The sequence below is a fragment of the Calidifontimicrobium sp. SYSU G02091 genome (genome assembly GCF_022631395.1).
GTDB classification, from domain to species: Bacteria; Pseudomonadota; Gammaproteobacteria; order Burkholderiales; family Burkholderiaceae_C; genus Calidifontimicrobium; species Calidifontimicrobium sediminis.
This window is the reverse complement of the sequence record NZ_JALBGB010000019.1, coordinates 66,432-80,807: the sequence shown is the minus strand read 5'-3', so window position 1 is coordinate 80,807 and position 14,376 is coordinate 66,432. Positions and strand designations below refer to the sequence as shown.

Genomic DNA, 14,376 nt, shown 5'->3' with positions numbered 1-14,376 from the left:
GACGCTGGCCCCGCCGCCGGCGCCTGCACGGCGCGATGCGGCACCGCAGCCATCGCCGGCGACGTCGCCCGACGACGGCCCGCCGCCGTGGGACGACGGCGATCTGGACGCCGCGCGCGCCGCGGCGCCGGCGCCGCGGCCATCGCGGCCGAGTGCGCCGACCGCCGCAGCGGCCGTCGCCTCGGCCGCTGCGCCGGCCACGCTCGTGCCGACGGCGCTCGGCGAGCGCTGGGCCGCCGTCGTCGCCGAGCTCGACCGCAGGCAGGCGATCGGCGCGCTCGCGCGCGAGCTCGCGCTGCAGTCCGAGCTCGTCGCCGTCGACGAGCGCGCGACGCCGCCGCTGTGGCGCCTGCGCGTCGCGCGCGAGTCGCTGCGCACGGCGCCGCCTCGCGACAAGCTGCAGGCGGCGCTCGCCGAGCACCTGGGCCACGCGCTGCGCCTCGAGGTCGAGGCCGGCGCGCCCGCCGACTCGCCGGCGCTGCGCGACGCGGCCGAGCGCGAGCGCCGCCAGCGCGAGGCCGAGCAGATCATCCACAACGACCCCGTCGTGCAGCAGCTGATGTCGCAGTTCCCGACCGCGCGCATCGTGCCGGGGTCGATCAAGCCCCATCAGACCCATTGACCGTTCGAGGAGCCCGACGATGATGAAGAACCAGCTGGCCGGCCTGATGAAGCAGGCGCAGGCGATGCAGGACAACCTGCGGCGCGCGCAGGAGGAGCTGGCATCGATCGAGGTCGAGGGCCAGTCCGGCGCCGGGCTCGTGAAGGTCGTGATGACGTGCAAGCACGACGTCAAGCGCGTCGTGATCGACCCCAGCCTGCTCGCCGACGACAAGGACATGCTCGAGGACCTGGTGGCCGCCGCGTTCAACGACGGCGTGCGCCGCGCCGAGGAAGTGACGCAGGAGAAGATGGGCAAGCTCACGGCCGGGTTGCCGCTGCCGCCGGGGATGAAGTTCCCGTTCTGATGGCGCCTGCCCGAAGCGGCCTGCGGCTGGCTGGAGGCGGCGGTGCCATGCGCGACGCCTGCGAGATCCCCGTGACACCCCGCCGGGAGCGACGGTGGCCGAGTCGAGCCTGAACGCGCTCGTCGAGGCGCTGCGCCGGCTGCCGGGTGTGGGCGTCAAGTCGGCGCAGCGCATGGCGTTCCACCTGCTGCAGCACGACCGCGACGGCGCGCTGCGGCTGGCGCAGGCGCTGCGCGACGCCGTCGACAAGGTCGGTCACTGCCAGCGCTGCCACACGTTCAGCGAGCAGCCGGTGTGCGAGACCTGCCGCGACCCGCAGCGCGACGCGCGGCTGCTGTGCGTCGTCGAGTCGCCGGCCGACCAGGCGGCGCTCGAGCGCACCGGCAGCTACCACGGGCTGTACTTCGTGCTGCTCGGACGGCTGAGCCCGCTCGACGGCGTCGGCGCGCGCGACATCGGCGTGGCCGAGCTGCTCGAGCGCGCCGGCGACGGCGTCGTCGAGGAGGTGATCCTCGCCACCAGCTTCACCGCCGAGGGCGAGGCCACGGCGCACCTGCTGGCGCAGGCGCTGCGCGAGCGCGGGCTGAAGGTCACGCGGCTCGCGCGCGGCGTGCCCGCCGGCAGCGAACTCGAATACGTGGACCTGTCGACGATCGCGCACGCGCTCGTCGAGCGACGCTGAAGGACACCGAGATGACCCGCCTGATCAAGCTGCGCGCCACGATGCCCGGCACGCCCGAGGTCGACCATCCGAAGCCCGAACGGCTGCTGCGCGGCAACCCGCAGCGCGAGACCTGGAACCTCGTCGACGAAGCCGTGACGGGGCGGCTCTGCGTCGGCGTGTGGCGCTGCGAGCCCGGTCACTGGCGCATCGAGATGGGCGCGGGCGAGCGCGAGCTGTTCACCGTGCTGGCCGGGCGCTGCCGCGTGCACGCCGACGACGGCTCGTTCGAGGAGGCGGGGCCGGGCGAGGCGATCGTGATCCCGGCCGGTTTCCGCGGCTCGTTCGAGGTGCTGGAGCCGCTGACGAAGACCTACGCGATCGTCGGTGACTGAACGCGCCGCACGGCGCGCGGCCGCGCGGTTTCAGCGCGTCGGGCGCCGTGCCGGTGCCTTCGCGGCGCGCGGCGGCGGCGCGGCCTTCGCGGCGCTGCGCGTGGTGCCGGCGCTGGCGGCCTGCCGGCGCGGCGCTGCGGCGGTGGCCGTCTGCGGCACGTAGACGATGACCGTCGCGCCGGGCGCGAAGCGTGCCTTCGTCGAGACGTCGTTCCAGCGCGCGACGTTGGCGGCGCTCTGGCCGAAGCGGCGCGCGACGCTGGCCACGGTGTCGTTCGCGCGCGCACGGTAGACGACGCGCCGCAGCGGCGGGCGTTCGGGCGTCAGCGCAATGACGGCGTTGTCGGCGACCTGCGGCGGCACGTCGGCCGTGCGCTGCGCGCTGCGCGGCACGAGCAGCGTCGAGCCGGCCTTGACGAGCATGCCCGCCGGGATGCGGTTGATCTGCACCAGCTGCGCCTCGCTGACACCGGCGAGCTTGGCGGCCTCGGCCGGACGCACGGTGCGCGGCACGGTCCATGCCGTCCAGCTCGCGAGCGGGCCGCGGTGCGCGGCGAGGCGGCGCACGAACGCGCCGGCGTTGTCGTAGGGCAGCAGCACCTGCGGCGTGCCGGCGGCAAGGATCACCGGCTTGTTCAGCTGCGGGTTGAGCTGGTGGAACTCCTCGGCGGTGATGCCGGCCAGCTCGACGACGAGCGCGACGTCGATGTCGCGCTCGATCGGCACCGCGAGGAAGAACGGGTGGTTCTCGAGCGGCTGCAGCGCCAGACCGAACGCAGCCGGGTTGGCGACGATGTTCTTGACCGCCTGCAGCTTGGGCACGTAGTTGCGCGTCTCGGCGGGCATGCGCAGGCTGAGGTAGTCGGTCGGCAGCCCGGCCGCCTCGTTGCGCCGGATCGCGCGCTGCACGTTGCCTTCGCCCCAGTTGTAGGCGGCCAGCGCGAGGTGCCAGTCGCCGAACATGTTGAACAGCCGCGTCAGGTAGTCGAGCGCGGCGCGTGTCGAGGCGAGCACGTCGCGCCGGTCGTCACGGAACAGGTTCTGCCGCAGGTCGAAGTCGCGCCCGGTGGCGGGCATGAACTGCCAGATGCCCGACGCGCGCGCCGACGACAGCGCCTGCGGGTTGAACGCGCTCTCGATGAAGGGCAGCAGCGCGAGCTCCATCGGCAGTCCGCGGCGATCGACCTCCTCGACGATGTGGAACAGGTAGCGGCCGCCGCGCTCGGTCATGCGCCGCACGTAGTCGGGGCGGCTGGCGTACCAGCGCTCGTGCCGGGTGACGAGCTCGTCGTCGAGGTCGGGCACGGCGAAGCCGTTGCGCACGCGCTGCCACAGGTCGGTGCGCGCGCCGGGCGCTTCGAGGTCGACCGGCCGGTCGGGGCGCAGCGGGTCGATCGCCTCGGCGGGCGGGTCGGCAGCAGCCGGCGTCGCCGGCGCGACGGGCGCCGCGGCGGGCCGTGCCGGCGTCGCCGTCGCCACCGCGGCGGCGTCGGGCGATGCCGCCGCCGGCGCGGTGGCCAGCGGTGGCGGCTCGGACGGCAGCGTCGAGCAGGCGGACAGGGCGAGGGCGGCGGCCAGTGCGGCCAGCAGTCGGAAGGGGTCGGTCATCGGAATCGGTTCTTCCATTCGCGCAGCACGGCAAGGACGTCGGCGGCACCCGCGTCGGCGGCGAGCGTGCCGTCGTGCGCGCGTGCGGCCCGCACGACGGCGGGCTCGCCGCAGCGCAGGAACGGGTTGATGCGCCGCTCGAGCGCGAGCGTCGACGGCAGCGTCGGGCGGCCTTCGCGCCGCAGCGCCTCGCAGCGCTCACGGTGGTGCGCGATGTCGGCGTTGTCGGGCTCGACGGCCTGCGCGAAGCGCAGGTTCGACAGCGTGTACTCGTGCGCGCAGCACACGCGCGTGGGCCCCGGCAGCGCCGCGAGCCTGGACAGCGAGGCGTGCATCTGCGCGGCCGTGCCCTCGAACAGGCGGCCGCAGCCGGCCGAGAACAGCGTGTCGCCGCAGAACAGCAGCGGCGCCTGCGTCGCGTCGCCGGGCCAGTAATAGGCCACATGGCCGGCGGTGTGGCCGGGCACGTCGATCACGCGCAGCCCGATGCCGAGCACCGAGACGACGTCGCCGTCGCGCACGCCGACGACGGGCCCTGCGATGCGCTCGCGCGCCGGCGCCCATACGGGGCCGTGCAGCTGCGCGCGCAGTGCGTCGACACCGCCGACATGATCGCCGTGGTGGTGCGTCACTAGAATGCCCGCCAGCCTGAGGCCGCGGTCTTCGAGCGCACGCCGTACCGGGGCGGCATCGCCCGGATCGACGACCACCGCGTCGTGGCCGCGCACGAGCAACCAGAGGTAGTTGTCTTCGAACGCTGGCAGCGGGGTCAGCTCGAGAGGCATCGATGGATTATAGAAACCGCTCCCTCGCGAACACGCCCCGAGTGACGGCGCGTCGCCCGGCATGTACCACGCCTTCGTGCCTGCGTTGAGCCCTGTCGCGCACGGCGGCGACGAGCTGGCCGCCTGGCTGCGCACGCCGCCCGGGCGCTACCTGCTCGCGTGGGAGCAGTCGCGCGTCGACCAGGTCGTCGCCGACCTGTTCGGCTTCCACGCGCTGCAGCTGGGCCTGTGCCAGCTCGACGCGCTGCGCTGCAACCGCATGCCGCACCGCTGGTGTGCGGCCGACCATCGGCTGCCGGCGCCGCCCGACGACGCGCAGGGCGTGCCGGGGGCCGCCGTCGCGCTGCAGTGCGACTTCGACGCGCTGCCGTTTCCGTCGCACAGCATCGACCTCGTCGTGCTGCCGCACACGCTCGAGTTCGCGCGCGACCCGCACCACACGCTGCGCGAAGTCGAGCGCGTGCTGGTGCCCGAGGGGCGCCTCGTCGTGTTCGGCTTCAACGGCGCGAGCCTGTGGGGTCTGCGCCAGCGTGCGGGCCAGTGGCTGCGGCGCGTGCGCGGTCGTGGCGACACCTTCCTGCCGCGCAGCGGCGAGTTCATCGGCTACTGGCGGCTGCGCGACTGGCTGCGGCTGCTGAGCTTCGAGATGGAGGGCGGTCGTTTCGGCTGCTACGCGTGGCCCGTCGCGTCGCCGCGCTGGCTGCAGGGCGACGGCTGGATGGACCGCACCGGCGACCGCTGGTGGCCGGTGTTCGGCGCCGTCTACTCGCTCGTCGCGGTCAAGCGGGTGCGCGGCATGCGGCTGGTCGGTCTGGCCAAGGACGCGCGCCGGCGCGTCGCGGCCGCGCCGGCCGTCGTCGCCAACCGGCACCCGACGCCGCAGCGCACGCACGCCGAGGCGGTGAGCGACGAGGTGGGGCGATGAGCGACGACACGGTGACGATCTACACCGACGGTGCGTGCAAGGGCAACCCGGGACCGGGAGGCTGGGGCGCGTGGATCCGCTGGGGCTCGCACGAGAAGGAGCTGTTCGGCGGCGAGGCGATGACGACGAACAACCGCATGGAGCTGACCGCGGTCATCGAGGCGCTCGCGGCGCTCAAGCGCCGCTGCCGCGTCACCGTGCACACCGACAGCGAGTACGTCAAGAAGGGCATGACGGAGTGGCTGCCGGCGTGGAAGAAGCGCGGCTGGCGCACCGCCGACGGCAAGCCGGTGAAGAACGTCGAGTTGTGGCAGCGCCTCGATGCGCTGCGCCAGCAGCACGACGTGCACTGGCGCTGGGTCAAGGGTCACGCCGGCCACGAGGGCAACGAGCGCGCCGACGCACTGGCCAACCGGGGTGCCGCGGCGGCGGCCGCCGCCGCCCGCTGACCGCCAGCAACACGCGCTTTACGCATCGCCGCTACAGTTGTCCGCTTTGCGTCGCGGTCGTTTTGCCGCGACGTCCTGGAAGGACGCTTCGACGTGAAAGCGCTGTACGTTTCGGTGGCCGTGGTCGGCATCGCGCTGGCCGGTGCCGCGGCATGGTGGTTCCAGCACCGCGGCCCCGCGGCCGGGCCGAGCACGGCGGCATCGGGGCCGCCCGGTGCGGCGACTTCGGGGCCGCCCGGTGCGGCAGGGCCCGCTGGCGCGCCGCGGCCCGGTGCCGGCGGTGGGCCCGGCGGTCCCGGCGGGCCGGCCGTCGTCGAGGTCGGTCGCGCGACGGCGATGCGCATCGACGACGAGGTGTCGGCCGTCGGCTCGCTGCGCGCGCGGCAGGCGGTGATGCTGCGCCCCGAGGTCAGCGGGCGCGTCGTCGCGCTCGGCTTCGCCGACGGCCAGCGGGTGCGCCAGGGGCAGCTGCTCGTGCAGCTCGACGACCGGCTGCAGGCCGCACAGCTGCAGCAGGCGCAGGCGCAGGCGGCCATCGCGCGCACCAACCTGCAGCGCAACCGCGAGCTGCTCGCGCAGGGCTTCGTCAGCCAGAGCGCGGTCGACCAGAGCCAGGCCGCGCTCGACGTCGCCGAGGCGCAGGTGGCGCTGGCGCGCGCGCAGCTCGAACGCATGCGCATCGTCGCACCGTTCTCGGGCCAGGCCGGCATCCGCAGCGTCCACGTCGGCGATTACGTCAAGGACGGCACCGACCTCGTCGCGATCGAGGACACGTCGTCGCTGTGGGTCGACTACCGCCTGCCCGAGCGCTTCATCCCGCGTGTGCGCATCGGCCAGCCGGTGGAAGTCGTTCTCGACGCGCAGCCGGGGCAGACGCTGCGTGCGCGCATCGAGGCGCTGGACGCGCAGGTCGACGCCGGCGGGCGGTCGCTGCTCGTGCGTGCGCGGCTCGACAACGCCGCCGGCACGCTGAAGTCGGGCATGTTCGCGCGCACGCGCACCGTGTTCGCGAGCCGCGACGGCGCCGTCGTCGTGCCCGAGGAGGCGCTGGTGCCGCAGGGCGACCGGCAGTTCGTGTTCAAGGTCGTCGACGGGCCGAACGGCAAGGTGTCGCAGCGCATCGAGGCGCGCATCGGCGTGCGCCTGCCGGGCAAGGTCGAGCTGCTGCAGGGCGTGGCCGACGGCGATCTTGTCGTCACCGCCGGGCATGCACGCATCGCGCGCGAGGCGTCGGTGCCGGTGCGCATCGTGCAGGTCGGCGGTGGCGCACCGCGCCCACCGGCGGCGGCCGGCAGCGCACCGGCGGGCCGCCCCAACGGCGGCGCTGGCTGAGGGCACGGCGATGCGCATCTCCGAAACGTCGATCCGCCGTCCGGTGCTGGCCACCGTGATGTCGCTGCTGCTCGTGCTGATCGGGCTGGTCTCGTTCGAGCGCCTGACGGTGCGCGAGTACCCGCGCATCGACGAGCCGGTGGTCACCGTCAGCACGCGGCTGGTCGGCGCGTCGTCGGAGGTCATCGAGTCGACGGTGACCAAGCCGCTCGAGGATTCGATCGCCGGCATCGAGGGTGTCGACATCGTGACCTCGATCTCGCGTGCCGAGAACAGCCAGATCACGGTGCGCTTCAAGCTCGACCGCGACCCCGACGCCGCCGCCGCCGAGGTGCGCGACAAGGTCGCGCGCGTGCGCGGCCGCCTGCCCGACGCCGCCGACGAGCCGGTGATCTCGAAGGTCGAAGCCGACGCGACGCCGACGATCTGGCTCGCGTTCCCGAGCCAGACGATGTCGGCGCTCGAGATCACCGACCTCGTCAACCGCATCGTCAAGCCGCGGCTGCAGACGGTGCCGGGCGTGGCCGACGTGCGCCTGTACGGCGAGCGCGTGCCGGCGATGCGCGTGTGGCTCGACCCCGAGGCGCTCGCGGCCTACCAGCTGACGGTGCAGGACGTCGAGGACGCACTGCGCCGCCAGAACCTCGAGGTGCCCGCGGGGCGCATCGAGAGCACGCAGCGCGAGTTCAGCGTGACGTCGCGCACCGAACTCGCGACGCCGGCGCAGTTCGGCGACGTCGTGCTGCGCAACGCCAACGGCTTCATCGTGCGGCTGCGCGACGTCGCGCGCATCGAGGAGGCGCCCGCCAGCGAGCGCAGCAGCACGCGGCTGAACGGCGTCACGTCGGTGTCGACCGGCGTGATCCGCAACGCGACGGCCAACCCGCTCGAGGTCGCGGCCGGCGTGCGCGAGATGATCCCGCGGCTGCGCGAGGAGCTGCCGCCCAGCGTCGACGTCGTGCTCGCCAACGACCTGTCGGTGTTCATCGACCGCAGCGTGCGCAGCGTCTACACGACGATCGCCGAGGCCGTCGTGCTCGTCGCGCTCGTCGTGTTCCTGTTCCTGCGCACGGTGCGCGCGTCGATCATCCCGCTGGTGACGATCCCGGTCAGCCTGATCGGCGCCTTCGCGATCATGGCCGCCGCCGGCTTCACGATCAACACGCTGACGCTGCTCGCGCTCGTGCTGGCGATCGGGCTCGTCGTCGACGACGCGATCGTCGTGCTCGAGAACATCTACCGCCACATCGAAGAGGGCATGGCGCCGTTCCAGGCGGCGCTCAAGGGCGCGCGCGAGATCAGCTTCGCGATCGTCGCGATGACGCTGACGCTGGCGGCGGTGTACGCGCCGCTGGCGTTCACGCCCGGGCGCACCGGGCGGCTGTTCACCGAGTTCGCCCTGACGCTGGCCGGCGCCGTGTTGGTGTCGGGCTTCGTCGCGCTGACGCTGTCGCCGATGATGTGCAGCAAGCTGCTGCGCCACGACCCGAACCCCGGCTGGTTCAATCGCGGCATCGAGCGCGGACTGGCCGCGCTGGGCCGCGGCTACGCGCGCGTGCTGCGCGTCGCGCTGCGCCATCGCTGGGCCGTGCTGCTCGTGATGGTGGCCGCCGGCGCGGGCAGCTGGTGGCTGTTCGTCCACGCGAAGAGCGAGCTGTCGCCGATCGAGGACCGCGGCGTCTTGCTGTCGATCGTCAGCGCGCCCGACGGCGCGACGCTGGAGTACACGTCGCGCTACCTGGCGGCGATCGAGGGCATCGCCGCCGGCGTGCCAGAGTTCGACCGCGTGTTCGCGATCGCCGGCAACCCGCAGGTCTCGCAGGGCTTCGTCGTGATGCGCACCGTCGACTGGGACGAGCGCGAGCGCAAGACGACCGACATCGCGCGCGAACTGCTGCCGAAGTTCATGCAGCTGCCCGGCGTGACGGCGTTCCCGGTCACGCCGCCGAGCCTCGGGCAGGGCTTCCGTTCGCGCCCGCTCGAGTACGTGATCCTGACCAGCGACAGCTACGAGAACCTCGCGCGCGTCGCGCAGCGCATGCTCGCCGAGATGGCGAAGAACCCCGGCATCCAGCAGCCCGACATCGACCTGCGGCTGAACAAGCCCGAGCTGTTCCTCGAGGTCGACCGCGAGCGTGCGGCCGACCTCGGCGTCAGCGTCGACGCGGTCGCACGCACCGTCGAGACGATGCTCGGCGGACGCAACGTCACGCGCTACAAGCGCGGCGCCGACCAGTACGACGTCGTCGTGCAGACCGCGGCCAGCGGCCGCGCGACGCCGCAGGACATCGACCGCCTGTTCGTGCGCGCGCGCAGCGGCGAGATGGTGCCGCTGGCCGCGCTCGTGAAGGTGCGCGAGTCGGTCAGCCCGCGCGAGCTGAACCACTTCAACCAGCGCCGCTCGGTGACGATCACGGCCAACCTCGCGCCGGGCTACTCGCTCGGGCAGGCGCTGCAGTTCATGGACGAGACGGCGCGCCAGGTGCTGCCGCCGGGCTACCAGACCGAGCTCAACGGCGTCAGCCGCGAGTTCCGCGCGTCGTCGGGGGCGCTGGGCATCGTGTTCGTGCTCGCGCTGCTGTTCATCTACCTCGTGCTCGCCGCGCAGTTCGAGAGCTTCATCGACCCGTTCATCATCGTGCTGTCGGTGCCGCTGTCGATCGTCGGGGCGCTGGCGGCGCTGCAGTGGAGCGGCGGCACGCTCAACGTCTATTCGCAGATCGGGCTGATCACGCTGATCGGGCTGATCACCAAGCACGGCATCCTGATCGTCGAGTTCGCCAACCAGCTGCGCCGCTCGGGCCACGACGTGATGAGCGCCACCGTCGAGGCGGCGACGCTGCGGCTGCGCCCGATCCTGATGACCACCGGCGCGATGGTGCTCGGTGCCGTGCCGCTGGCGCTGGCCACCGGCGCCGGCGCCGAGAGCCGGCAGCAGATCGGCTGGGTCATCGTCGGCGGCATGACGGTGGGCACGCTGCTGACGGTCTTCGTCGTGCCCACCGTCTACACGCTGCTCGCGCGCAAGCGCATCCCGGGCGAGATCACGACGCCCGAGGCCGGCACCGAAGCCGCAAAAGCCTGATGCGGCGCCGGCCGCGTCAGCGGCGCTCGCCGGCGGCGGCCTGCGTGTCGGGGACCAGCTCGACGACGTTGGCCGTGCCCGCCGCGTCGGCGGCGCCGAGGTGCACCAGCTGACCCTCGACGACGGCACCGACGTCGATCTGCAGCTGCCGGTAGCGGACGGTGCCGGTGACGCGCGCGCCGGCCTGCAGCTCGACGTAGTGCTCGACGTCGAGGTCGCCACTGACGCGGCCGTTGATCAGCGCGTGGCCGCAGCGCACGCGGCCCTCGACGTGGCCGGTGTCCGACAGCACGAGCAGCGCCGGCGCCTCGCCGCCCTGACTGCGCCCGCAGACCTGTCCGCGCACGTGCCCGTCGATGCGCAGCCCGCCGGTGAAAACGACGTCGCCGTCGACTTCGACGCCGGCGGCGACGAGGCTGGACAGCTGCGTGAGCTTGATCGCCGGTTTCGGTCGCGGCTTGCCGAACATCGTGGGCTCCTCAGCGCCTGCCTTCGCGCGTCTGGCGGAAGAACGTCAGCTCGTCGCGGCATTCGCCGACACGCTGGTTCAGCGTGTCGATCTGGCGCTCGAGCTCCTGCGCGCGCGCACGCGCCAGGTCGAGCGCGAGGCGGTGCTGTTCGGCCAGGTGCTGCCAGTGCACGGCCGGGTCGATGCCGTCGGCGGCGGGCACGACGTGCGGCAGCGCCAGCGCGGCGCCGAACCCCAGCAACGCCGCGGCCGCCAGCGCGGCCAACGCGCCGCCGCGTCGCGTCGGTGCGGCGACGACGAGCGGTGTGCGCGTCAGGTCCCTTGGCAGCCGGCGCGGGCCCAGCATCGCGCGGTCTCAGCGCTGCGCGAGATAGCGGCGCGGGTCGACCGCCACGCCGGCGCGCAGCACCTCGAAGTGCAGGTGCGGGCCCGTCGAGCGCCCGCTCGAGCCGACGAGCGCGATGCGCTCGCCCGGCGTGACGATGTCGCCGCGCCGCACGAGCAGCTTCGAGGCGTGCGCGTAGCGCGTGCGCAGCCCGTTGCCGTGCTCGATCTCGACCGTCCAGCCGAAGTCCGGGTGCCAGCCGGCCACGTCGACGACGCCGCCGGCGGCCGCGACGATCGGCGTGCCGTGTGGCGCCGCGAAGTCGACGCCGGCGTGGAACGCGTGGCGCGACGTGATCGGGTCGGAGCGGTTGCCGAACGGCGAGACGAGCTCGCCCTCGGGCAGCGGGATCAGGGTCGGCAGCCGCATCAGGTCCGACTGGCGCTGCGCGACGGCGTCGAGCATGCGGTCGATGCGGTCCTCGAGCTGCCCGAGCTGCGCGTCGAGCACGTCGAGTGCCGGGCTCGGGCGCGGGGCGAGCAGCGGGCCGCCGCGCCCGGGCGGCGGTACGGTCTCGCCGGATGTTGCGGCGGCAGCCGGCTTCGCCGGTGTCGCGGCGGCCGTGCCCGTTGGGGCGGCCGTCGACGACGGTGCGCGCTCCTCGGCCACGTGGCGCTCCCTGACGCGCGTCGGTGCCTCGGCGGTTTCGCCCAGCCGTTGCACCAGCTGTGCGGCCTGGCTCTCGAGGCGGAACAGCCGCGCCGACAGGGCGCCGATCTGCTCGAGCGCGAACGGGTGCGGCTGCGCGTCGGCGGGCGCCGCCGCCGGCTCGAGCCGCGCGACCTGGTAGCCGAGCGTGGCACCAGTGCCGAGCAGCACGATGGCCGCGACGACGCCGCACGCCGCGACGCGGGCGGCCGACAGCGTGCGCACGCGTGAGGCGCGGCGGGCGCTGGCGGTGATCAGCACGAGCGACACGGATCGCCCTCCCAACGTTCGATGGATCGGCTCGCGCGGCGGCGTGCCGCGCATCGCTGCGGAGGTCGGGGCAGCCCGCCGTCCGTCTCGTCATCCTAGGGGGATGTGCCGCATCGAGCCGTTACCGGTCGCAACGGCGTGTAGGGCGCGACGCGGCGTCGAGGCGGGGCGCGCCGCGGCCGGCGGCTCAGACCAGCCCGTCGAACGGGATGACGTCGACGAACTCGCCCGCCGCGACGTCGCCCTGCGCGTGGTGCAGCACGACGAGCCCGTTGGCCACACTCATGCTGCGCAGGATGCCGCTGCCCTGGCTGCCGGTGATCGCGACCTGCCAGCCGCCGTCGGCGCCCCGCGTGACGATGCCGCGCTGGTACTCGGTGCGCCCGGGCTTCTTGCGCAGCGCGGTCGTCGACGCGGCGCGCAGCATCGGCAGCGGCTGCGGCGCCGCGCCCATCATCTGCAGCAGCGCGTCGCGCACGAAGGCGTAGAACGTCACCATCACCGCCACCGGGTTGCCCGGCAGGCCGAACAGGATCGCCTCCTTCGTGCCGTCGGCGATGCGGCCGATCGCCAGCGGCCGGCCGGGGCGCATCGCGATCTTCCAGAACAGCACGTCGCCGAGCTGCTTCATGATGCGCTTGGTGTGGTCGGCCTCGCCGACGCTGACGCCGCCCGACGTGATCACCGCGTCGGCGTTCGCCGCCGCGGCGCGAAACGCCGCTTCCAGCGCGGCCGGCTCGTCGCGCACGACGCCCATGTCGATCACGTCGACGCCCAGCCGCTGCAGCATGCCCCAGATCGTGTAGCGGTTGCTGTCGTAGACGCAGCCGGCATCGAGCGGCTCGCCGATCGAGCGCAGCTCGTCACCGGTGGAGAAGAACGCCACGCGCAGCCGCCGCCACACCGGCACCTCGGCGCGGCCGAGCGACGCGAGCAGGCCGAGGTCGGCCGGCGTCAGCCGCCGCCCGGCGGCGAGTGCTGCCTCGCCGCGCGCGAGGTCCTCACCCTTGAGCCGCCGGTTGTCGCCGGGGCGCACGACGCCGGCGGGGATCGTGACGCGGTCGCCGTCGAGCGTTGCGAACTCCTGCGGCACGACGGTGTCCAGGCCGGCGGGCATCACGGCGCCGGTCATGATGCGCACGCAGTGACCGGGCGGCACCGGACCTTCGAACTGCGCGCCGGCCAGACCGGTACCAGCGACGACGAGCGTCGTCGGGCCGTCGGCGGCGAGGTCGGCGCCGCGCAGCGCGAAGCCGTCCATCGCCGAGTTGTCGTGCGCCGGCACGTCGATCGGCGAGACGACGTCGCGCGCGAGCACACGCCCGAGCGCGCTTCGGATCGCGACGCTCTCGACGGCCTCGACGCGCGGCACCAGCCGCGCGATGAACTCCTGCGCCTGCGCCACCGGCAGCGCGTTCGGGTCGTAGCCGGCGACGCAGGAGGCGATCTGTTCGAGGCTCGGGGCGGCACTCATCGTCGGATCAGCGGGTCTGCAGCTGGCGCAGATCGGCCAGCGTGTTGGCGTTGAAGAAGGCGCGCGCGTCGTCGAACGGCACTTCGACGGTGCGGTGCTGCGCGGTCCAGGCGTCGATCTTGCGCCCGCCTTCGTGCGTGAAGCGCACGAGGCTGTCGAGCAGCGCCGTGCGCAGCAGGCAGAACACCGGCTGCGTGCGCCAGCGCCCGTCGTCCTCGCACACGGTGGGCATCGCGATCTCGGCGTCGGCCTGCAGCGCGGCGGCGCCCAGCCGCGCGACGAGGTCGGCGGGGAAGTCGGGCGTGTCGCACGGCACCGTGACGAGCCACGGCGTCTCGCAGTGCTCGAGACCGGCGAGGAAGCCCGCCAGCGGTCCGGCGAAGTCGGGCAGCGCGTCGGGCCACACCGGCACGCCGAACGACTCGTAGGCGCCGAGGTTGCGGTTGGCGTTGATGATGATGTGGCCGACCTGCGGCTGCAGCCGCCACAGCGCGTGCAGCGCCAGCGGCATGCCGCGGTGGTTCTGCAGCCCCTTGTCGACGCCGCCCATGCGGCTGCCGCGGCCGCCGGCGAGGATCAGGCCGGTGATGTCGGCGCGGTCGATCGCCGGCTCAGTCATCGCGCAGCGCCTCGCCGCTGGCGTCGGGGAAGCGGTCGCCGTCGTGGCGCGGGCCGCGCATGACGCCGTGGATCCACGCGCCGAGCGCGTAGGTGACGACCATCGTCAGCGAGAACACGATCGCGCCGATCACGATGTAGTCGATCAGCAGCTGGCTGCGCACCGGGTCGCCGTGCAGCCCGGCCTGGTAGAACGTCTTCGCGAACTCGCCCAGCGTCCACGGCAGCGCGAAGCTCGCCGCCGTGAAGGCGAGCAGGCGCCAGCGCACGCGCCGGTCGAGCCAACTGTCCCATACCGACATGC

The 14,376-nt window shown here is 73.6% G+C and carries 16 protein-coding genes; 8 read left to right on the top strand and 8 right to left on the bottom strand.

Annotation, left to right across the window (positions count from 1 at the left end; genetic code table 11):
- The 4 genes from MOJ79_RS12585 to MOJ79_RS12570 all read left to right on the top strand — a co-directional run.
- Nucleotides 1-622, top strand: a 622-nt coding sequence (locus MOJ79_RS12585; RefSeq protein WP_272885386.1) for a DNA polymerase III subunit gamma/tau C-terminal domain-containing protein, incomplete at its 5' end; no start/stop codon positions are given.
- A gap of 19 nt (nt 623-641) precedes the next feature.
- Nucleotides 642-968: a YbaB/EbfC family nucleoid-associated protein gene (locus tag MOJ79_RS12580; protein ID WP_119288881.1), complete on the top strand. Its 327-nt coding sequence runs from the start codon at nt 642-644 to the stop codon at nt 966-968.
- Nucleotides 969-1,062: 94 nt separating this feature from the next.
- Nucleotides 1,063-1,650, top strand: coding sequence for a recombination mediator RecR (recR, locus tag MOJ79_RS12575; RefSeq protein WP_241924476.1), 588 nt, complete (start codon nt 1,063-1,065; stop codon nt 1,648-1,650).
- Nucleotides 1,651-1,661: 11 nt separating this feature from the next.
- A complete protein-coding gene (locus MOJ79_RS12570) occupies nt 1,662-2,024 on the top strand; it encodes a cupin domain-containing protein (protein WP_241924475.1) in 363 nt (120 codons plus the stop codon).
- A gap of 30 nt (nt 2,025-2,054) precedes the next feature.
- On the opposite strand, the gene MOJ79_RS12565 is transcribed toward MOJ79_RS12570, so the two are convergent.
- Both MOJ79_RS12565 and gloB read right to left on the bottom strand, forming a co-directional pair.
- Nucleotides 2,055-3,632 (bottom strand): transglycosylase SLT domain-containing protein, encoded by a 1,578-nt coding sequence (locus MOJ79_RS12565; RefSeq protein ID WP_241924474.1) that lies wholly within the window; start codon nt 3,630-3,632, stop codon nt 2,055-2,057.
- Nucleotides 3,629-4,417 (bottom strand): hydroxyacylglutathione hydrolase, encoded by a 789-nt coding sequence (gloB, locus tag MOJ79_RS12560; protein ID WP_241924473.1) that lies wholly within the window; start codon nt 4,415-4,417, stop codon nt 3,629-3,631. The genes MOJ79_RS12565 and gloB overlap by 4 nt, the downstream gene beginning before the upstream one ends.
- A gap of 85 nt (nt 4,418-4,502) precedes the next feature.
- On the opposite strand from gloB, the gene MOJ79_RS12555 reads away from it, so the two are divergent.
- From MOJ79_RS12555 to MOJ79_RS12540, 4 genes are all read left to right on the top strand, one after another.
- On the top strand, nt 4,503-5,342 hold the full coding sequence (locus MOJ79_RS12555; RefSeq protein ID WP_241924472.1) for a class I SAM-dependent methyltransferase: 840 nt from the start codon (nt 4,503-4,505) through the stop codon (nt 5,340-5,342).
- Complete coding sequence (gene rnhA / locus MOJ79_RS12550; RefSeq protein ID WP_241924471.1) at nt 5,339-5,791, top strand: ribonuclease HI; 453 nt, start codon at nt 5,339-5,341, stop codon at nt 5,789-5,791. The genes MOJ79_RS12555 and rnhA overlap by 4 nt, the downstream gene beginning before the upstream one ends.
- 93 nt (nt 5,792-5,884) lie before the next feature.
- Entirely contained in the window at nt 5,885-7,123 is a 1,239-nt protein-coding gene (locus MOJ79_RS12545) for an efflux RND transporter periplasmic adaptor subunit (RefSeq protein WP_241924470.1), read from the top strand.
- A 10-nt stretch (nt 7,124-7,133) separates the two neighbouring features.
- A complete protein-coding gene (locus tag MOJ79_RS12540) occupies nt 7,134-10,208 on the top strand; it encodes an efflux RND transporter permease subunit (protein ID WP_241924469.1) in 3,075 nt (1,024 codons plus the stop codon).
- Between the two features lie 16 nt (nt 10,209-10,224).
- Here the strand turns inward: MOJ79_RS12540 and MOJ79_RS12535 are convergent, their stop codons facing one another.
- The 6 genes from MOJ79_RS12535 to MOJ79_RS12510 form a co-directional block, all read right to left on the bottom strand.
- Nucleotides 10,225-10,677 (bottom strand): bactofilin family protein, encoded by a 453-nt coding sequence (locus tag MOJ79_RS12535; protein WP_241924468.1) that lies wholly within the window; start codon nt 10,675-10,677, stop codon nt 10,225-10,227.
- Between the two features lie 10 nt (nt 10,678-10,687).
- Nucleotides 10,688-11,023: a hypothetical protein gene (locus MOJ79_RS12530; RefSeq protein ID WP_241924467.1), complete on the bottom strand. Its 336-nt coding sequence runs from the start codon at nt 11,021-11,023 to the stop codon at nt 10,688-10,690.
- Between the two features lie 9 nt (nt 11,024-11,032).
- A complete protein-coding gene (locus MOJ79_RS12525; protein WP_241924466.1) occupies nt 11,033-11,980 on the bottom strand; it encodes a M23 family metallopeptidase in 948 nt (315 codons plus the stop codon).
- A gap of 187 nt (nt 11,981-12,167) precedes the next feature.
- The gene (moeA, locus tag MOJ79_RS12520; protein WP_241924465.1) at nt 12,168-13,454 is read right to left on the bottom strand and encodes a molybdopterin molybdotransferase MoeA; all 1,287 of its coding nucleotides are present in this window, start codon (nt 13,452-13,454) and stop codon (nt 12,168-12,170) included.
- Between the two features lie 7 nt (nt 13,455-13,461).
- Nucleotides 13,462-14,073 (bottom strand): molybdenum cofactor guanylyltransferase MobA, encoded by a 612-nt coding sequence (gene mobA / locus MOJ79_RS12515; RefSeq protein WP_241924464.1) that lies wholly within the window; start codon nt 14,071-14,073, stop codon nt 13,462-13,464.
- Nucleotides 14,066-14,374: a hypothetical protein gene (locus MOJ79_RS12510; protein WP_241924463.1), complete on the bottom strand. Its 309-nt coding sequence runs from the start codon at nt 14,372-14,374 to the stop codon at nt 14,066-14,068. Before MOJ79_RS12510 ends, mobA begins: the two co-directional genes overlap by 8 nt.
- Nucleotides 14,375-14,376 lie beyond the last annotated feature (2 nt).

Bases quoted from the DNA above. Each gene is read 5' to 3' on its own strand.
- MOJ79_RS12580 (WP_119288881.1), top strand. From the start codon at position 642: ATGATGAAGAACCAGCTGGCCGGCCTGATGAAGCAGGCGCAGGCGATG.
- MOJ79_RS12570 (WP_241924475.1), top strand. From the start codon at position 1,662: ATGACCCGCCTGATCAAGCTGCGCGCCACGATGCCCGGCACGCCCGAG.
- MOJ79_RS12565 (WP_241924474.1), bottom strand. From the start codon at position 3,632: ATGACCGACCCCTTCCGACTGCTGGCCGCACTGGCCGCCGCCCTCGCC.
- gloB (WP_241924473.1), bottom strand. From the start codon at position 4,417: ATGCCTCTCGAGCTGACCCCGCTGCCAGCGTTCGAAGACAACTACCTC.
- rnhA (WP_241924471.1), top strand. From the start codon at position 5,339: ATGAGCGACGACACGGTGACGATCTACACCGACGGTGCGTGCAAGGGC.
- MOJ79_RS12540 (WP_241924469.1), top strand. From the start codon at position 7,134: ATGCGCATCTCCGAAACGTCGATCCGCCGTCCGGTGCTGGCCACCGTG.
- MOJ79_RS12535 (WP_241924468.1), bottom strand. From the start codon at position 10,677: ATGTTCGGCAAGCCGCGACCGAAACCGGCGATCAAGCTCACGCAGCTG.
- MOJ79_RS12530 (WP_241924467.1), bottom strand. From the start codon at position 11,023: ATGCTGGGCCCGCGCCGGCTGCCAAGGGACCTGACGCGCACACCGCTC.
- moeA (WP_241924465.1), bottom strand. From the start codon at position 13,454: ATGAGTGCCGCCCCGAGCCTCGAACAGATCGCCTCCTGCGTCGCCGGC.
- mobA (WP_241924464.1), bottom strand. From the start codon at position 14,073: ATGACTGAGCCGGCGATCGACCGCGCCGACATCACCGGCCTGATCCTC.
- MOJ79_RS12510 (WP_241924463.1), bottom strand. From the start codon at position 14,374: ATGTCGGTATGGGACAGTTGGCTCGACCGGCGCGTGCGCTGGCGCCTG.